This window comes from Aureibacter tunicatorum (assembly GCF_036492635.1).
Lineage (GTDB): Bacteria > Bacteroidota > Bacteroidia > Cytophagales > Cyclobacteriaceae > Aureibacter > Aureibacter tunicatorum.
The window spans coordinates 826,966-843,638 of the sequence record NZ_AP025305.1 but is presented as its reverse complement, the minus strand read 5'-3'; the positions used below and the strand labels follow the sequence as shown (position 1 = coordinate 843,638).

General features: G+C 37.8%; 10 protein-coding genes. 1 reads left to right on the top strand and 9 read right to left on the bottom strand.

The window, feature by feature from the left end; all coding sequences use genetic code 11:
- Positions 1 to 23 precede the first annotated feature (23 nt).
- Together AABK36_RS03655 and AABK36_RS03650 are read right to left on the bottom strand one after the other, a co-directional pair.
- Complete coding sequence (locus tag AABK36_RS03655) at positions 24 to 1,565, bottom strand: phenylacetate--CoA ligase family protein (RefSeq protein WP_309937668.1); 1,542 nt, start codon at positions 1,563 to 1,565, stop codon at positions 24 to 26.
- A gap of 212 nt (positions 1,566 to 1,777) precedes the next feature.
- Positions 1,778 to 2,557: a hypothetical protein gene (locus AABK36_RS03650; RefSeq protein ID WP_309937666.1), complete on the bottom strand. Its 780-nt coding sequence runs from the start codon at positions 2,555 to 2,557 to the stop codon at positions 1,778 to 1,780.
- 319 nt (positions 2,558 to 2,876) lie between these two features.
- Here AABK36_RS03650 and AABK36_RS03645 point away from each other — a divergent pair, with 319 nt between their 5' ends.
- Positions 2,877 to 3,797, top strand: a complete 921-nt coding sequence (locus tag AABK36_RS03645) for an NUMOD4 domain-containing protein (protein WP_309937664.1) — start codon at positions 2,877 to 2,879, stop codon at positions 3,795 to 3,797.
- Positions 3,798 to 3,801: 4 nt separating this feature from the next.
- On the opposite strand, the gene mnmL is transcribed toward AABK36_RS03645, so the two are convergent.
- The 7 genes from mnmL to AABK36_RS03610 all read right to left on the bottom strand — a co-directional run bounded on the left by mnmL (position 3,802) and on the right by AABK36_RS03610 (position 16,672).
- Positions 3,802 to 4,764, bottom strand: coding sequence for a tRNA modification radical SAM protein MnmL/YtqA (gene mnmL, locus AABK36_RS03640; protein ID WP_309937662.1), 963 nt, complete (start codon positions 4,762 to 4,764; stop codon positions 3,802 to 3,804).
- A gap of 45 nt (positions 4,765 to 4,809) precedes the next feature.
- Positions 4,810 to 8,610 carry a S8 family serine peptidase gene (locus AABK36_RS03635; protein WP_309937661.1) on the bottom strand — a complete coding sequence of 1,267 codons (3,801 nt, stop codon included), beginning with the start codon at positions 8,608 to 8,610 and terminating at the stop codon, positions 4,810 to 4,812.
- Positions 8,597 to 9,421, bottom strand: a complete 825-nt coding sequence (locus AABK36_RS03630; RefSeq protein ID WP_309937660.1) for a hypothetical protein — start codon at positions 9,419 to 9,421, stop codon at positions 8,597 to 8,599. The genes AABK36_RS03635 and AABK36_RS03630 overlap by 14 nt, the downstream gene beginning before the upstream one ends.
- A gap of 8 nt (positions 9,422 to 9,429) precedes the next feature.
- On the bottom strand, positions 9,430 to 10,893 hold the full coding sequence (locus tag AABK36_RS03625) for a SusD/RagB family nutrient-binding outer membrane lipoprotein (protein ID WP_309937659.1): 1,464 nt from the start codon (positions 10,891 to 10,893) through the stop codon (positions 9,430 to 9,432).
- 66 nt (positions 10,894 to 10,959) lie between these two features.
- The gene (locus AABK36_RS03620; RefSeq protein WP_309937658.1) at positions 10,960 to 14,064 is read right to left on the bottom strand and encodes a SusC/RagA family TonB-linked outer membrane protein; all 3,105 of its coding nucleotides are present in this window, start codon (positions 14,062 to 14,064) and stop codon (positions 10,960 to 10,962) included.
- Positions 14,065 to 14,173: 109 nt separating this feature from the next.
- On the bottom strand, positions 14,174 to 15,250 hold the full coding sequence (cydB, locus tag AABK36_RS03615) for a cytochrome d ubiquinol oxidase subunit II (RefSeq protein WP_309937656.1): 1,077 nt from the start codon (positions 15,248 to 15,250) through the stop codon (positions 14,174 to 14,176).
- Between the two features lie 30 nt (positions 15,251 to 15,280).
- Complete coding sequence (locus AABK36_RS03610) at positions 15,281 to 16,672, bottom strand: cytochrome ubiquinol oxidase subunit I (RefSeq protein WP_309937655.1); 1,392 nt, start codon at positions 16,670 to 16,672, stop codon at positions 15,281 to 15,283.
- Position 16,673 lies beyond the last annotated feature (1 nt).

Genomic DNA, 16,673 nt, shown 5'->3' with positions numbered 1-16,673 from the left:
CTGAAAAAATGATCAAATGAATATCAAACGAAGTCTCTTACCAAAGGTAATTTTCCTAGTTTAGTTCTAAGCTCGTCGGTTTCAGACTTGCTCATTACTTTTATTTCAAATCGATAATCTGTTTTATTGATTGAATGAGTATTAGCTTCACCGCTCCCGAATATTGACATGGAAGAAATCAATGCTTCCACAAAATGATAATGCGTTCCATGCTCTCCTAGCATATAATCCAATCGACTTCTCAAGCCAAACACATCTTCGACAATAACTGCCAAGCTCAAAACTTTCTTCTGTCTTATATTTCTAAATTGCATTTCATACGCCAACATGGACAAATCGCAAACGCCAGCGAGTCTAAGGCCTTCTATCAATCTGTTCAACACTCTTGGCGCTGAAAATTGCATATCGCATACATGAAGCATATCCCCTGTTCTACCCACGAAATCAAACTGTTGGGCTTGCAATTCCTGACTTTCCAAATTCGGTCTTCTTACCATTCTATCCCCGAGTTTGTACCTGATCAACGGCGCTTCATTGGCATGCAATCTTGTAATCAAGATTTCTCCTTCCTCTCCTACCTCAACCCATTTACCTTCTTCGTCAACAATTTCTATGAAATGCAAGCCAGGAACTTCCGTTAAGCATTTATCTTTTTCACTCAGCTGTATGCCAATTGCTTCTGCTTGAGTGGCGGAGAAATAGCTTAATACGCTCAACTCTGGGAACACTTGTTTAAGTTCACGTGCTTTCTTCTCTGAGAGAAGTCCACTGCAAAACATTGCAAGCTTGAAGCTATCCTTATCTCTTTTACTCATTCCCGGACTCAAATCTTTCAAAAAAGCGATACCTTCGGTCATTCCCAAAATCAGCTTATCTCCTTCGTAAGCCATCATATGCTGAAAGACCTCCTTGCCTACAGGACCCGCTCCGATAAAAGTTGCATCAGGTATTTCCTGCAATACACCTCCAATCATAGTTCCACTGCTCCACATTTGATAATCCGCATAAGTTGTGATCGCCCATTTAGGCGTTTCATCACTCATATGTGGCTTCATCACATGCCTGCTCATGAAATGGCCAGTCATGACATAGCTATCTTTGAGTTCTTTGATAGAGTACACCGTTTCTGAAGGCGTTCCAGAACTTGTCCCTCCACTCGCAACTATTTCAAATCCCCCCTTAATCAAGGGAACAACCATACCAAGCCTCTTTCCGGAGAAAAACTTCAATGTCACTTCTTTATCTGAAATTGGCAATTGTTGCCAATCCGAAAAATTCTGAGGTGTCTCAAAAATCTCATGATTTTCAAATCGCTGTTTCCAAAGCGGATTCAAACTCAAAATATTATAAAGCTGTTGAAGTCTCCTAAAAATAACCTCTTGCTGAACAGATAGGTCCAGTTGCTCAAACCTCTTCCCTACACGTTTCTCTAGTAAATTAATTTTCGATAAAAATGTAGGCAACTCCACTACATCCTCTATAGTCTTAGGAGTCATTTCAATATTTGGAAACAGTTCTTCAGAAATTACCCCGATTTCTAAATCGTCAGCAACAAGCTCAGTCATAATAAAAAATTTGATCTCTTGAAATAAATGAAATAGCCTAAATCACTTTCACAAAAAAATCTACATTAGCCTAGGCTTTGGCTGCTCTAAAAACTTATCGTCATGAAATTACAAAATGGGTATAAGAAAAAATATTACACGATATTACAAAAAAGAGCCTGCTCTCGAAATCAATCAAAAACAAGCTCCTCTATTAATTTAATGTTAATAGCTTATTCCAAAATGTAAGGACCTCCCTCAACAACGTTGCTTTTATTCAGCGCTCTATCTTGTATCCAAGCTTTGACTTTGAGAGTATCAAATCGCTTGACTAGAAATCTAATGGAAGGAACATCAAAATTGTATTGTATTTCTCCCTCTAATGGATCCCCTTCTCTTCCTTGATCAAGCCTTGTGAATCTATTTTTAAATTGCTCAGACTGAATATCTCCAAAAGATAACAAAGAAAATTCTCCATTTTGTTTTTTATAGATTTCAATAAACAAATTGCTGGAATTTGGATTATTCTTCACCAATATAGTAGAAGACTGTTTATCCTGATTGTCTGAATATGGATGCCAATAGTCCAAAGTATACCAATAATAATTTTCACCAAACTCTTCAGCTCTAGACTCAAATCCAGATGAAAACTTGACAACAATTGAATCCTGGCTTATTCCTCTGATAAAGTGAACACTATCCACTCTATTGTTGATGATAAAATTCGACTCAATATTTTTATTGGAACCAAACTTTTCAATCCATTTACCTTCGTTATTCAATGATATTTCTCTAAAATGATAAGGCTCATATGTCTCATCTTCATATAAACCAAGATCACCATTGCCATCCGTAAACTCCAAATCAACCACTACAGCAGTATAGGATACATTGTCCTCATCTTTCTCAAAACTGACATTTTTCAATGCGATTTGCGGCTCATCCGGATAGTTTTCGGGAAATTTACAGCCATATGTTAAAATCAATACAAAAAGCAACAATATGTTTCTCATATATTTCGTTTTATTTTTCAATGATATAAGTGCATTATCATGAATTAAAAAGCTATCAAGCAATAAATAATATTGCTAAATTTATTTAAAATTACAACATGTTGTCTCCCAAAAAGTTAAAATAAATATGGGTTTATGAAATATTTTTGAAATACTGATTTGTTAATTTTATTTTTTCATTATTTTTGAACTGAAATTTGCATGACCTTTTATCAGGTTGATTTTCAGCATACAGTTTATTGCTTCATACCCATTCCATCATTTACCATAATAATGCATAATAATTTTTTAATTATTCATTTTCTTCATATTTATTAAAATGAGAAAAATAAAAGAAGTTTGGAAAAAATTAAAAATGGATCCTTCCACTAAAGGAAAGATGCGCGTCAAATATGAGATTTCGAACCTTGGCCGTATAAGATCCATGCGAGGCACTGCTGAACCATATGTGTTACAGTTAGGCAAAATCAGCGGTTATTTTGTCTTTAATATGATCATAAAAATCACCGAAGACAACAAAAGGATCAAGCAAAACAAATATCTGCACAGGCTTATTGCAGAATATTTTTGCGAAAATTATACTCCTGACTGCGTGGTGATTCACTTAGATCATAACAAACTCAACAATGACGCTAGAAACTTGGCTTGTGTAAGCCACAAAGAAGCCATAGCCCATCGCAAAACCTTGCTTGAGCCTGTTGAGCAAAAATATGTGTGGAATGGCGCTATTGACGAAGACTTTGACGACAATACGCTAAGAAGGGTCACAACTGAAGAGGAAGTGTTCAAAACCATAGAAGGATTCAAAAAGTACGAAGTTTCGAATAAAGGCAGAATTCGAAAAAAGCCTTCCAAAGACTCCATAGGCAGAAGAGGCAGAGGAAACAATATGGAAATGAAACAAAGAATTCACCCTAAAGAGAACTTCTATTTCCTTGACCTCATAGACGACTTTGGAAAAAGAAAAACCGTTTACCCTCATAAAGAAGTTGCCAAAGCTTTTTGCATCAATGTTCTTAATTCTGAAAGAATTGTTGTAGTTCATATCGATGGAAACACATTGAACAATGACTCAACAAACCTCGAATGGGCAACCTACTCCGAAGCGATCAAATTGCAATTCAAACAAGGGAAAAAGAATAACTTTAAAGTTTGGGAAAAAAGAAAACAGCTTTATAAAAACGGTTTCAAGCCTAAAGAGCAACAAAAACTTGTGGAAGAAAGTGCTAATAATGAATAGGTTATTAGTACTTGCTGCCTTGATATTTCCCCATGAGTCTCATCTTGTCAATAATTTCGTTTTGAAGAACATCCATTCTCACTCCCCAGTTTGGAGCTAACTTAATATTGGCAGGAGCTTCGCTTACAAGTCTCTGTACTTTAATGGACGGCCTTAAACGCTCCAAAAACTCAATAACAAAATCGATGTACTCGTCTTTTTCGAACAAGTTCAAGCTTTCTGGATTGTTCTTAAACTGATGAGCCATTATTGTTCCTTTGATGATTTGAAGCTGATGAATTTTCAGAGAATCAATCGGCAATTCCGAAATAATATTTGCTTCGTCCATCATTTCAGCTCTTGACAAACCTGGCAAGCCAGCTAATAAATGGACTCCAGTATGCAGTCCTCGCTTCACAGACTCTTCAATAGCCCAAACCGAAGACTTGAAATCATGACCTCTATTAATCTCGACCAATGCTTTGTCATGGCAAGACTCGACTCCAAACTCTAAAAAAAACAGGTGCTTTTCAGATAATTCCTGCAAATAATCCAAAATTCTCTCATCAACACAATCGGGACGAGTTGAAACAACGATTCCTGATATATCCTCATGACTCAAGGCTTTCTCATAAATTCTTTTCAAATCATCCAAAGGCCCATAAGTATTAGTATAGGCCTGAAAATATGCCAAAAACTTTACATTCTTATTATATCTCTTTTTTAAGAAGGGAACCCCCTGATTGATCTGAGAGATAACATCATTTTCCTCTCTGGAGTAAGCAGGAGTAAAGCTTTCATTATTGCAATATGTGCAACCCCCTCTACCCTTGCTACCATCCCTATTGGGACAAGTAAACCCGGCGTGAAGAGACACTTTTTGCAATCTAGCTTTATACTTTTCCTTAATATATCTTGTATAGCTATTATAAGGCAAGTCATGCCCCCATGCAAAATTGCTTTGTAAACTTTCCAACTGTTCTTTCATCTGTAATTCAATCAATACTCTAATAGAACAGCTGAAACATGGGTTTTATTTTGCGATTATTACCTTTTTATGATCGGTATACTTGGATGTTTTCACCAAAACATAATACACACCTGATGTTAATTTTTCAACATTCAAACTCACTTGTTTTTTTCCATCAATTGCTTTCTCGTTTACCACATGTCCTTGAGATGTATACAGCCTCAAAACACCATCAAAACTAGCCTCTTCAAAGTCAACACTTAAAACATTCGAAGTAACTGGATTTGGCACGATCTTCCAACCATTTCGTTTCACTTCCACATCGCCTCCCAATAATAAACTCTTGGATTCAGAAAGAACAGAACAGCCATTAGTTTTAACTCTCACAGTATATTCACCGGATTGCTTAGGTTTCAAAGATTGGTATGAAGCTCCAATAATGCGCTCTCCATTGAGGTACCATTGATAAGTATCTCCATCAGTAGCTATTAACTTGCCGTTTTGCTGATTGATTTTAACTTCGGGATTTTGCTTAACCACTATTGTTCGACTAGATGCTTCGACTTCAAGACCTTCAGAATCTCTCACTAATAATGAAACATCATACGAACCGCTTCTATCAAACTCGACATTATGCGGTCCATAACCGTTATACTCTTCGCCTCCAATATCCCAGACATGCTCTTTGATTCTACCTGTTGATTCAGAAATGATAGTGACCAATTGATTTACACAAACAACTGTATCAGAAATTGAAAAATTAGCTGACAAAACACTTAAATCAGGACCTGTTATTTGAAAATTTTTCATTTCAAACCCATTCCCTTCATTTTCATTGTCCGTAATAAATATCATTCTAAAAGCGACTTGCTCTCTACCTCCAAAACTAGACAGATCTAAAGATTTCTCTATATATTTTCCTTCACTTGTTCCTGTAATCAAACCTTGACTATCCCCAAGTATACTATTGACTTCAGAAGTTCTGTCATACCATTCAACGGTTCCAGTTTTATCAGCTCCCAAGACATTCCAAACATGACCGGCATCTGTACTATACTCCAAATAGATTCCATCATACCCTGCCTCCAAGTCATATTTCAAATCAAACTTCATCGCATATTCGCCTTCATACTCAAAAACGAATGAAGGCAAGTAAATATAAGACTTTACATTCTTTTTGTATTTCCCTCCCTCTTGTACGCTCACCAGCAACTCATTACCATCTATTTCAGCAACTCCCACTCCTTTTTCTTGAACATCATCAATTATAAAGTGTGAAGCTTTCAAATCATCATCAATATTACTTAAAGCATACGGTATAGTCTCATGTGGCAACACCGTTATATAATCTTCTTTTTCTAACGTGTCATTTTGATCTACTTCCAAGGAAATATCAAAAGTTCCCGATTGAGAGTAATAATATTCAGGATTTTCATCTGTGGAAAAAGATCCATCTCCAAAATTCCAATTAAATTCACTAGCTCCTCCAGAAAGATATTGAAAAACAACTCTTTCATTTATATACTTAATTCTTTCATCCACAGTAAAAGCAGACTTGGGTTCATTAGCCAAAATCTGAAAATCATCTATCATTACGCCATCATCTGAATAATCCGTTCCATAAAAGCCACTCACAATAAGCATGAACCTAAACCTCACTTTTGAATTTCCTGCCAAAAAAGAGACATTGTATCCAGTCTCTTCATTCTCAAAATTCCCTATCCACCCTTGCTGATTCCCGACAATATTTTCGTCAATTCGACAACCTTCATATGGGTTCTTATTATACCAATTATAGCCTAATGGATCATCATACTTGCCTAGCAACTGCCATGTAGCACCACTATCTACAGAATAATGAACTTGAAATGCGGCAGGAGCATTGCAAAACGTACTCTGCATACTCTTATTGAATTGCAGCTGATAAGCCTTGATAACATCCGAAAAGTCAAAAAATGGCGTATATAAAGCCGCTCGATACGTATTTTGCGGATAAGGTTTATCCAAAACAGTTTTCCAAGCCATCGATCCACTCGAAACCTCGCTTAATGTCCCCGTTGGCACACCTCTTTGCCAAACGGTATCTTCAGTATCCAAATTCACCGCATAAAACCCATCCACATGTTTTTCAAAATCGCCTCCATCCTCTAACAAAAATGGCAAACTATATACTGTCGACGAAGGCAAGCCTTCTTTAACATCAATAAAGAAAAACTTTGTATCTGCTCCTGCTTCGTTATTCACCTTCAGCCTTACAGGAAATAATCCTTTCTCTTTGAAAATATGACTTGGGTTTTGCTCTTCACTTGAAGTTCCGTCTCCGAAATCCCACGAATAAGTCAAGTCTTTGCCAAATGATTGGTCATAAAAAAACACTTTAACCCCTTTTCTAAATTCATCGGTACTCAAACCAAAATCAGCAATGGGATAATCGCTTTTCAATCGTTCTATCAACTTTTCCATATTTATTCTCCCACCACCCAGCAAGCCTATATACTCTTCATTGAAAGCGCCAATATCATCCGAAGTTTCCCTAATTAAATTCAATAGCGCTTCTGAGGAAAGGCTTGGGTCATACGCTTTTGCCACAGCCGCAAGCCCAGCAACCAACGGACAAGACATTGAAGTACCTGAACTGTATTTATAGCCACCTGGTTCTGAAGATTTCAAAGGAACAGTACTATAAATCCCAGTCCCAGGAGCGCTAATATCCACCCATGTTCCATAATTTGAACTACTGGCTTTGATATCTTTACTAGTTGTATTCGCCACAGCAATGACATGTTGATAGCCTGCTGGAAAACTAGGCCTTGTTATATTGTCATTTCCTGCAGCAGCTACAAAAATCTTACCTTCAGCAGCACCTTCATTAATCAACTCTTGGACCGCATGGCTATAATAATAACTTCCATATGACATGCTAATCACTTCCGCTCCTGAAGTCATAGCATAAAGCAAGCCTTCATAAGCGTATTCTATCGTCTTGGTATTGGAAGCGTTGTCGCTAGTCACTTTGACAGGAATAATCTGAGCAAAGTTATTTGAAATGGATGATATCCCCCTATTATTCCCATTCACCGCTGCTGCGACACCCGCGCAATGAGTCCCATGGCCAAAAGTCAAACCATCAGCTTTTCCGTATGGTGGCTTAGGGTCCGGATCGCCTTGCTCATACAAATTACCGCTTACGTCATAGCCACTAACATCATCGATGTATCCATTTGAATCATCATCAATACCATTGCCAGGTATTTCATCTTTATTAATGTAAATGTTATCACGCAAATCTTCATGCAATGTATATACACCATCATCGATGATTGCTATTCTTATTTTTCTATCTGGGACATCCAAATTATCCACCACATCCCAAAAACCTGTTAGATTCAAAGCATATTGCTTATCAGAATGCGGATCATTTTGCTCACTGGCATCTGAAAAATAAACTGGAATTTTTTCAACATACTTTACAAGACTGCTAGAGGTGAATTCCGAAACAGCTTCTTCAAAAACCGTTTTTTTCTCTAAATGAATCTCTATTATTTTTCTAGCGGATTTGTACTTGCTATTTTTAAAAGGCCTATGAAAGTTTGCCACCTTGCTCCTATCATGAAAAGCTTCCCATAAACGCGATTGAGTTTGCGTCAATTCTGATGATTTATTCAAATTTAAATATTCTTCCACCCTCTGCCCTTCTTCCAAAATAACATAAGCTTTATTTGGAGCAAACTCCTTTTGAACTCTTTCTCCCAATTTTTCCACTTTTAACTCTTCATTAGAGCTTTGCGCGGACAGCAATGAAATAAAGATTGTTTGAATCAATAAAACAACTGCTGGATAAAACATCAATTTATTTTTTCTCATCCTCTATCGGGGTTAAAATAAGTTCAAAAGATCTACCACTAATTCCGCAACAATTGAATGTAACAAACAGACTGATTTGGTCTGAAGCATTCATAAGCTCTCCATTTACCAACAAGTCTCCATCCGCTAAAAACTTTCCGCATTTATATGCCACTCGATAAGTAAAATTCTCTCCAAACAAGCCAGAAGCTATATCGGATATATCATACTCATTAATTTCTCCATCAATTGCTTTAGTAAGCTCGAGCTCTCCTTTTTTCACCTCTGGGTCTAAAGTCGAGCTGTAAAATTCATAATCGTACTTGCCTGACAAATCACTATCGCAGTCAAAATCTTTGATGAGCACTGTAGCAGTATCATTCGCCATACCGCCTTGTCCCAAACCAAGCAGAAACTCGTTTCCAGCTTCATCCAAATACTTGGCTTCAAGCAACACAATCTTTATACTTTTATCACCATCGGTAATACCATCATTCAAAGGCAAAAGCGCAAGATCATTGGAGTTTAAATTAGAAATAGTATCCTTATGAATAATTTGCATAGTTCCCTGCAAATCATCATTCATACCTTCAATCAAATAATCTATATTATTCTCCGCTTCTCCCAGCACACGGTATGATATTTCAATATCATGTCCGATTGTCACTGGACTAAAAACCTCTATTTGCAACGTGTCATCATTTTCCGACACTTCATAAAAAGACTCTCGAAATGCCACAGAAGGCATCATACGATCAACTTCAGGCTCTAAATTGTTCGAATCACATGACAGCAATAAGACACTTATTATTAGTAAAGCTATATTTCTCATATCGTCAATTATTTTTGAAACCACATCGGTTCATCCACAGTTCTTGGGGCTGGCACATTGGGATTTGAAGCCTCAGAATCGGGCGACCATGGCAATCTGCAAATCAAGCCATCAACCAAAGCTTCTTCCGGAACTGACAAATTTGGGAACTTATTCCTTCTCATGTTAACAAAACTATAGACACCTCTTAAAAATGACTCAAGGTATTGTTGGGTATACACTGCTTCTAACGCTTTGTCTTTTGGCAAAGAATTCAAATCTGGCAGCGATCTAATGTACTGTTGTTTATCCGCTATAGTCATGCTTCCCGGCTTATTATCAAACCAATCAAGCGCCCTTTCCACTCCTATCCTCAAATATTGATTTGCCTCTGTGACAGTTCCATCCACCCAACCTTTCAGTATAGCTTCCGCCACAAAAAAGAATACTTCGGATGATGTTATCCAACGATCAGGGTAATCAGGCCTGATAATATTCAAGCTTAACACTGTTGAGACGGTATATGATTCTGTAGAACCGGGCTTGACGCCAACAAATTGCCCCGGTTGAGCATCTTTGCCTTCATCGAAATATACACTTAGCCTTGGGTCTCCCAATCTTTGCATCATCTCAATAATGCCTTCGGAAGCGAAGAAAAAGCTTCCTGAAATATTCCCTGAACTGTCCACGGAGTATTGATTATGCAACTTCCATAACTGGTTCGAATTATTCGTTGATTGAAAATAATCAAACTGAGCTTCATCCTCATAGTTAACAATCAGAGGCTGTCGCAAAACATCCTTAAGTTTAGCCTTCGCTTCGGAATCTTTATCAGCCATTGTCATCAATAGTCTTAATTTCAAGCTATTGCCGAACTTTACCCATTTTTCAAGATCACCTCTAAAAATCAAATCCTCATCTGAGATCCTTTCCAGCTTCTCAGGGTTTATCATTCCGATTGCTTTTTCTATCCTATCCAACATTCCTTTTAAAACGACTTGCTGGCTATCATATTCAGGCTCAAGAAATTCATTAGGTTGCACTGCTTCCGTAAAAGGAGCATCTTCCCATAAGTATGTAATATGATAATAGATGAATGCTTGCAACAGAATAAATTGAGCCGCAGTATTCTCCATCCCTTGCTCAAGAGCAAGCTCTTCTCCCATCTTGGCATTTTTTAAACCTGTCACATAAAATGTCGACCAAGTGTTGTCTAAATAAAATGGGCTCAAATTGTATCTTTCAGGAGCAAGAAACACTTCGGCGCTCCCTCCACTAACAATTTGCTGTACCCACATGGAAGTATTTATATTTGTCTCTACTACACGATTGCTGCAAATATTCGGCAAAATACCTGAAAACAAAACCCCTAAATTTTCCGACACCTGTTCTTGGTCAGCCGCTAACGGATCTTTGTTCACATCTAAAGCATCATCGCAAGAGACTGCAAATAGAAGAATCGGCAAAAAAAGCGATTTGAATATTCTTCTCATTTTTCGCATCTCACTGTTAAACATTTCTATCATTTGTTAAGGGTTGAAAAATATCGCAAGCAAATTTTAAAAGCCTACTTTAAGATTGAATCCATAGCTTCTGGTGGATGGCAAGCCACCCATTTCAATTGCACCTGAAGCATCGCTAGATGACTGGAACAATGATGTTTCTGGATCTATATGCGGTATGGCCTTGTATAAAATCGCTAAATTTCGAGCTTCCAAACCAACCGTCAACATTCTTATAGGCATTCTTTGAAGAAGCTTTTCTGGCAAACTGTATGAGATCTTTATCTCTCTTAACTTGACAAAAGTCTTGTCAAACAACGAAGCTTCGGTGATGGTGCTTTTGGAGTAATTAGTCCAAAAATCCTCAGGGCTTATCGCAATATCATTCTCTCTGGTATTTCCATCTCCTAAATCGACCAAAGCTTCGCTATCAATGATCAACATGTCTCTATCCACTCCCGTTTCATAAGCCAAGCCACTCGTCCTAAGATCACTGACTGTGGAAGAGTACATTAATCCTCCTTGAGCCCAATCTATCAAAAAGCTTAAGTTTATTCCTTTCCATTGAAAAGAGTTTGTCATGCCAAAAGTAAAGTCAGGATTAATGCTGCCCAACCTTTCATTTTCTCCTTCCAGTCGAATTCCATTTTCATCCACCAAAGGTCTTCCTGTGTCAGGATCTCTTTTGAATGTCCCCCCGAATATCCCTAAAGATTCTCCTGGAGTCGCCTCTACTGTCAAACCTCCAAAACCAGAAGCTATGGTCAACTTATCCACTCCTTCAGCCAGTTCGACTACCTTGAAATTATTCTTTGAGAAGTTCAGCAACACATTCCACGAGAAACTAGATGTAACCAACGGAGCCGTATTTAGCATCAGCTCCACTCCCTTGTTTTCTGTTTCTCCTACATTTTTCATTATTCTGGAATAACCTGTTTCAGGAGGAGCAGTAAGACTTAGAATTTGATCTTTTGTCCGGATATGATAATATGTCAAATCCAATCCAAATCGTCCGTCAAAAAACTGCAATTCTGTCCCTATTTCATACGTAATCTGGCTTTCAGGCTTCAAAGTTTGAGGAGGAATAGTATTCGAAGCTCTGTAGCCGCTTTGTCCGTTCCAAGGATATGTATTATCCAGTCCATATTGCCCATATATTTCTGTCACTGGAAAAAACCTAAAGTCCAATTGATATGGAGCCGTATCATTTCCTACCTTGGCAGCTCCCACCCTTACTTTACCATAAGACAAATATGCGTTGCTCCATGAAAAGGCGTCTGTGAAAATAAAGCTCATATTTGCGGATGGATAAAAGTATGATCTATTGTCAACAGGTAATGTCGACGACCAATCATTTCTTCCTGTCAAATTCAGTGTCAAATAGTTTCTATAAGTCAATGACAAATCTCCATAAGCTCCCATGGTAACTCTTTCGGAATAGCTTTTATTAGGAGTATTGCTTAAAGCATTGTCTGGCGCGTAGATTCCATCTATAGACAACTCTTCCGAAGTATTCAATATTCTTTCAAACACTCTCGAATTATATTCTGTACCTAAAATGGCAGTAAATACCAAGTCCTCATTCAGTTTTCTATTTACATTTGCCATGATGGAAGCGGTCAACTCTTTTTGATCAATTCTATCATCTTCAAATGATCCTTCATTTATTCCAATCGTGCCTTTTGACGAGTTTCTAAATCTCTTCTCATTTCTATGATCCAAGCCTAATCTTCCAGTAAAGCCTAACCATTCATTTGGCTTCAAGTCCATTTGAACGAAACCAAAATAACGATCGACTTTTGTATTATTCTTATTCTTTTCAATTATCCAATATGGACTATTGGTAAACTTATTCAATGGGTTTTGAGATCCATCTTCATTTAGCTTCATTTTCTCATGACTGATATTTCTAGGAATCCCATACAGCAACGAAGTCAGAACATTAGGACTATTTCCTCCTTGTGTCACTATACCGTCATTTTTAGAGTTCACATAATTAACGCTAAACCTCGCGCTAACTAACTTGGAAATTTTCTGTCCGGCATTAAATGAAATAGTATACCTGCCAAGTTTGGATTCGGGAGTAATACCTGTCTGGTTATGCGTAGTAATACCCAATCTCAAATCAGCAGTCTCAGAAGCGCTCGATAGATCTATTGAATTGATAAATAAATTTCCTCTTTGATAAAAATCATCAATATTGCTAGGGTAAGCTGTTAATTTCTCAATATTGCCATTAAAGTCCTCAACCTCCTGCCCCTCAATGAAAGCACCCCATCCATTCAAAAACCGATTATCATATTTACCATTCAACCCTTGAGAGTAATCATTCTGAAAATCAGGCATTATCAAAGGCTCTTCTGTTCGAAAAGTTGTGCTATAATTTATACTCAACTTGCTTCCGACTTTCCCTCGCTTAGTAGTAATAATAATAGCACCATTCGCTGCTCTAGATCCATACAATGCAGCGGCTGAAGCCCCTTTTAAAACCGTTACAGATTCTATATCTGCAGGATTAATCTCTCCAGCGCCATTTCCCGCATCAAAAGCTCCGCTGATTCCATCTCCCGAAGAAATATTTGAATTTCCAATAGGCACACCGTCGACTACAAACAAGGGTTGATTATTTCCACTTAAACTGGAGGTTCCTCTAATAACGATTCTTGAAGAACTCCCCAAACCTCCGCCACTGCTACTCACTTGCACTCCCGCCACTTTGCCTGACAATGAATTAACAAAGTTCGTTTCACCGGTTTTATTAATTTCATCTTTATCCAAGGTTGTTACTGCGTAGCCCAATGTCCTTTTCTCACGCTCTATTTGCTGGGCTGTCACCACGACTTCATTCAACTGCTGAACGTCCTCCTTTAGCATGACATCAGCACTGTTTTCCGCAGAAGAAAACTCTATCTCAACAGTCTTGTAACCTATAAACTGAAATTGCAAAGTAACAGGAAAGCTTTCGACATCTAAAGAATAATATCCATCTAAGTTGGTAATCGTACCGTTTGTTGTCCCTTTAAGCGAAATGCTTACGCCAGGCAATGTTTCCTTGGTCAAATAGTCAGTTACTGTTCCCTCAATTTTAGAACTTTGCCCATAAACGATAGGAGAGGCTAAAAAGCAAAAAAATATTGCCAATAAAATTACATAAAATCGCATACACAAAATGGTGGAATATAAAATTATTTTACCAAAACAACACCAAAAAAGCGATAATGTTTAAATTTTATTAACAATATTTTAATAAAATAAATTATAAAAACAAAATCTAATAACTATGTTCATTCAAAACGGTCTTACCTCTATAAGTCCAGTAAATAATCGAAGTGTAAGCCAATACAAAAGGCATACCCCAAATTGCAATTTCAAACATTGTCTTCAATGTTTTTTGGGACGATGAACCATTGTAAATATTCAGGCTATACTCAGGTTCCACATTCGAAATGAGCAAATTTGGGAAAATTCCCAACGCAAATAAAGAAATCAATGCCGCGATAGTACAAGAGGAAGATATAAACGCAAACATCTCTTTATTTTTATGAATCGCTCTTGGAATGTTAAGCACAGAAAGAACATTTAAAAAAACGACCAACCAAGCGACCGAAGAAATGACACTCTGATAATCAGCAATCAACTGATGAGAAGGTTCCTTGTACTCAAAATGTCCATAAGAAAAGTTAGCAATCATTTCTGGCTTGATAGACAATGTGATCCCTGTCACTGCGATAAAAAGAATGACAAATATCGGATAAATCGTTTTAATCCAAGACTTCACCTGACGTTGAAGCTTTCCTTCTGTCTTAATATTCAAAAACACCGCTCCATGCAAAGCAAACATCACCATATTAAAAAAACCGCACAACAATGCATATGGGTTCAATAGATTGAGAAACGTGCCATGATATTCCATATCAGACTCAATATGCAAGCCAATAACCGCATTGCCTATGGCTACGCCAAATAAAATAGAGGCTGTCACCGACCCGAAGAAAAAGCAAAAATCCCACGTTTTCCTCCATCTTGGATTTTTTTCCTTGCTCCGAAACTCTATTGAAACCGCTCTAAATATCAGAGCAATCAGCAAAAGCATAAATGCCAGATAAAAACCTGAAAATGCTGTAGCATATATTTCAGGAAACGCAGCAAACAATGCCCCTCCTGCTGTAATTAGCCAAACCTCATTGCCATCCCATACAGGACCTATGGAGTTAAGCATAATCCGCCTGTCATGATCCGTTTTTGTAAAAAGGTGCAAAATGCCGACCCCCAAGTCAAACCCATCCAAAATGGCAAACCCAATAAGCAAAATCCCAACAATCACATACCAAATCACATTATAATCCATAATTATTTTTGATTAAGTTATGAAACTAGATTAGACGTTACCTTCTATTGTATCCGCGCGATCTCCCCTTCTGGCATAGCCTGCATAAGGCAAGTCTTCGAAATGCTCAGGCCCGTGCTTTATTTCTTTATCAAGCACATAAATCCACACAAAAAACAACAGAACATACACTATAAAAAACAAAATCAAGGATGTGAGAATTTCCGGCGCTGTTACCGTCTTGGAAATCCCATCGCTGGTCTTGAGAAGTCCCCAAACTACCCAAGGTTGCCTCCCAAACTCCGCGGTCATCCAACCGCACTGATTGGCTATTACTGGTAAAATCACAGCTCCTACATAGACTTTCATCAACCACTTGGTAGTGTAGAGCTTTTTCATTCCAAGCATGATCAAACTAAACACTGAAAGCCCTATAAAGAAAAAACCAAGCGTAATCATGATATGATAGACCTGAAATGTCCGATTCACAGGAGGTCTTTCATCAACAGGAATTTTATCCAAACCATTTACTGTAGCATTGAAATCTCCATGTGTCAAAAAGCTTAACATGCCTGGAATGGCCAAGCCTGTAGTTTTCTCATTCTTCTCATCCACCCAGCCAAAGGCGTACAAGGGAGCATTAGACCTCGTCTCATACAATCCTTCCAATGCCGCAAATTTCGCAGGCTGATGTTCCGCTACTATTTTTGCTGACAAGTCTCCCAAGAACAATTGAAGAAAAGAAGCCAATGTCATCACAATAAGAGCTATTCGAAATGATGATTTGGCAAAGTCCTCATACTTGTTTTTCAAGATATAATAAGCTGAAATACTCAACACCAAAAAAGCTCCTTGGATAAAAGCGCCAACGACCACATGCTCGAACCTTACTAAGGCCGAAGGATTGAAAACCATGCCCCAAAAGTCCGTAATCACTGCACGACTAGCTCCATTATTGGTAACAATCTCGAAAGCCGCAGGCGTTTGTTGCCATGAATTTGCCACAACAATCCAAAATGCCGACATCGTCGATCCTATGAATACCATGAAAGTCGAAAACAAGTGCATGCCTTTGCTCACTCTGTGCCATCCAAAAAGCAAAATGGACAAAAATCCAGATTCCAGAAAAAAAGCGAAAATCCCTTCCGCCGCCAATGGAGAACCAAACACATCTCCCACATATCTTGAATATGTAGACCAGTTGGTTCCGAACTCAAATTCCATGACAATTCCAGTTGCCACACCCACAGCGAAATTGGCGGCAAAAATCTTCACCCAAAAACGCGCTATTTTCTCGTAAATAGCCTTTTTCTTAAATACATAAAGTGATTCGTAAATTACTATTAGCAAGCCAAGGCCAATACTAAATGGCGGAAAAATGTAATGAAACATTATCGTAAAGGCAAACTGAAGTCTGGCAAGCAATTCAGGATCTAGATTCATC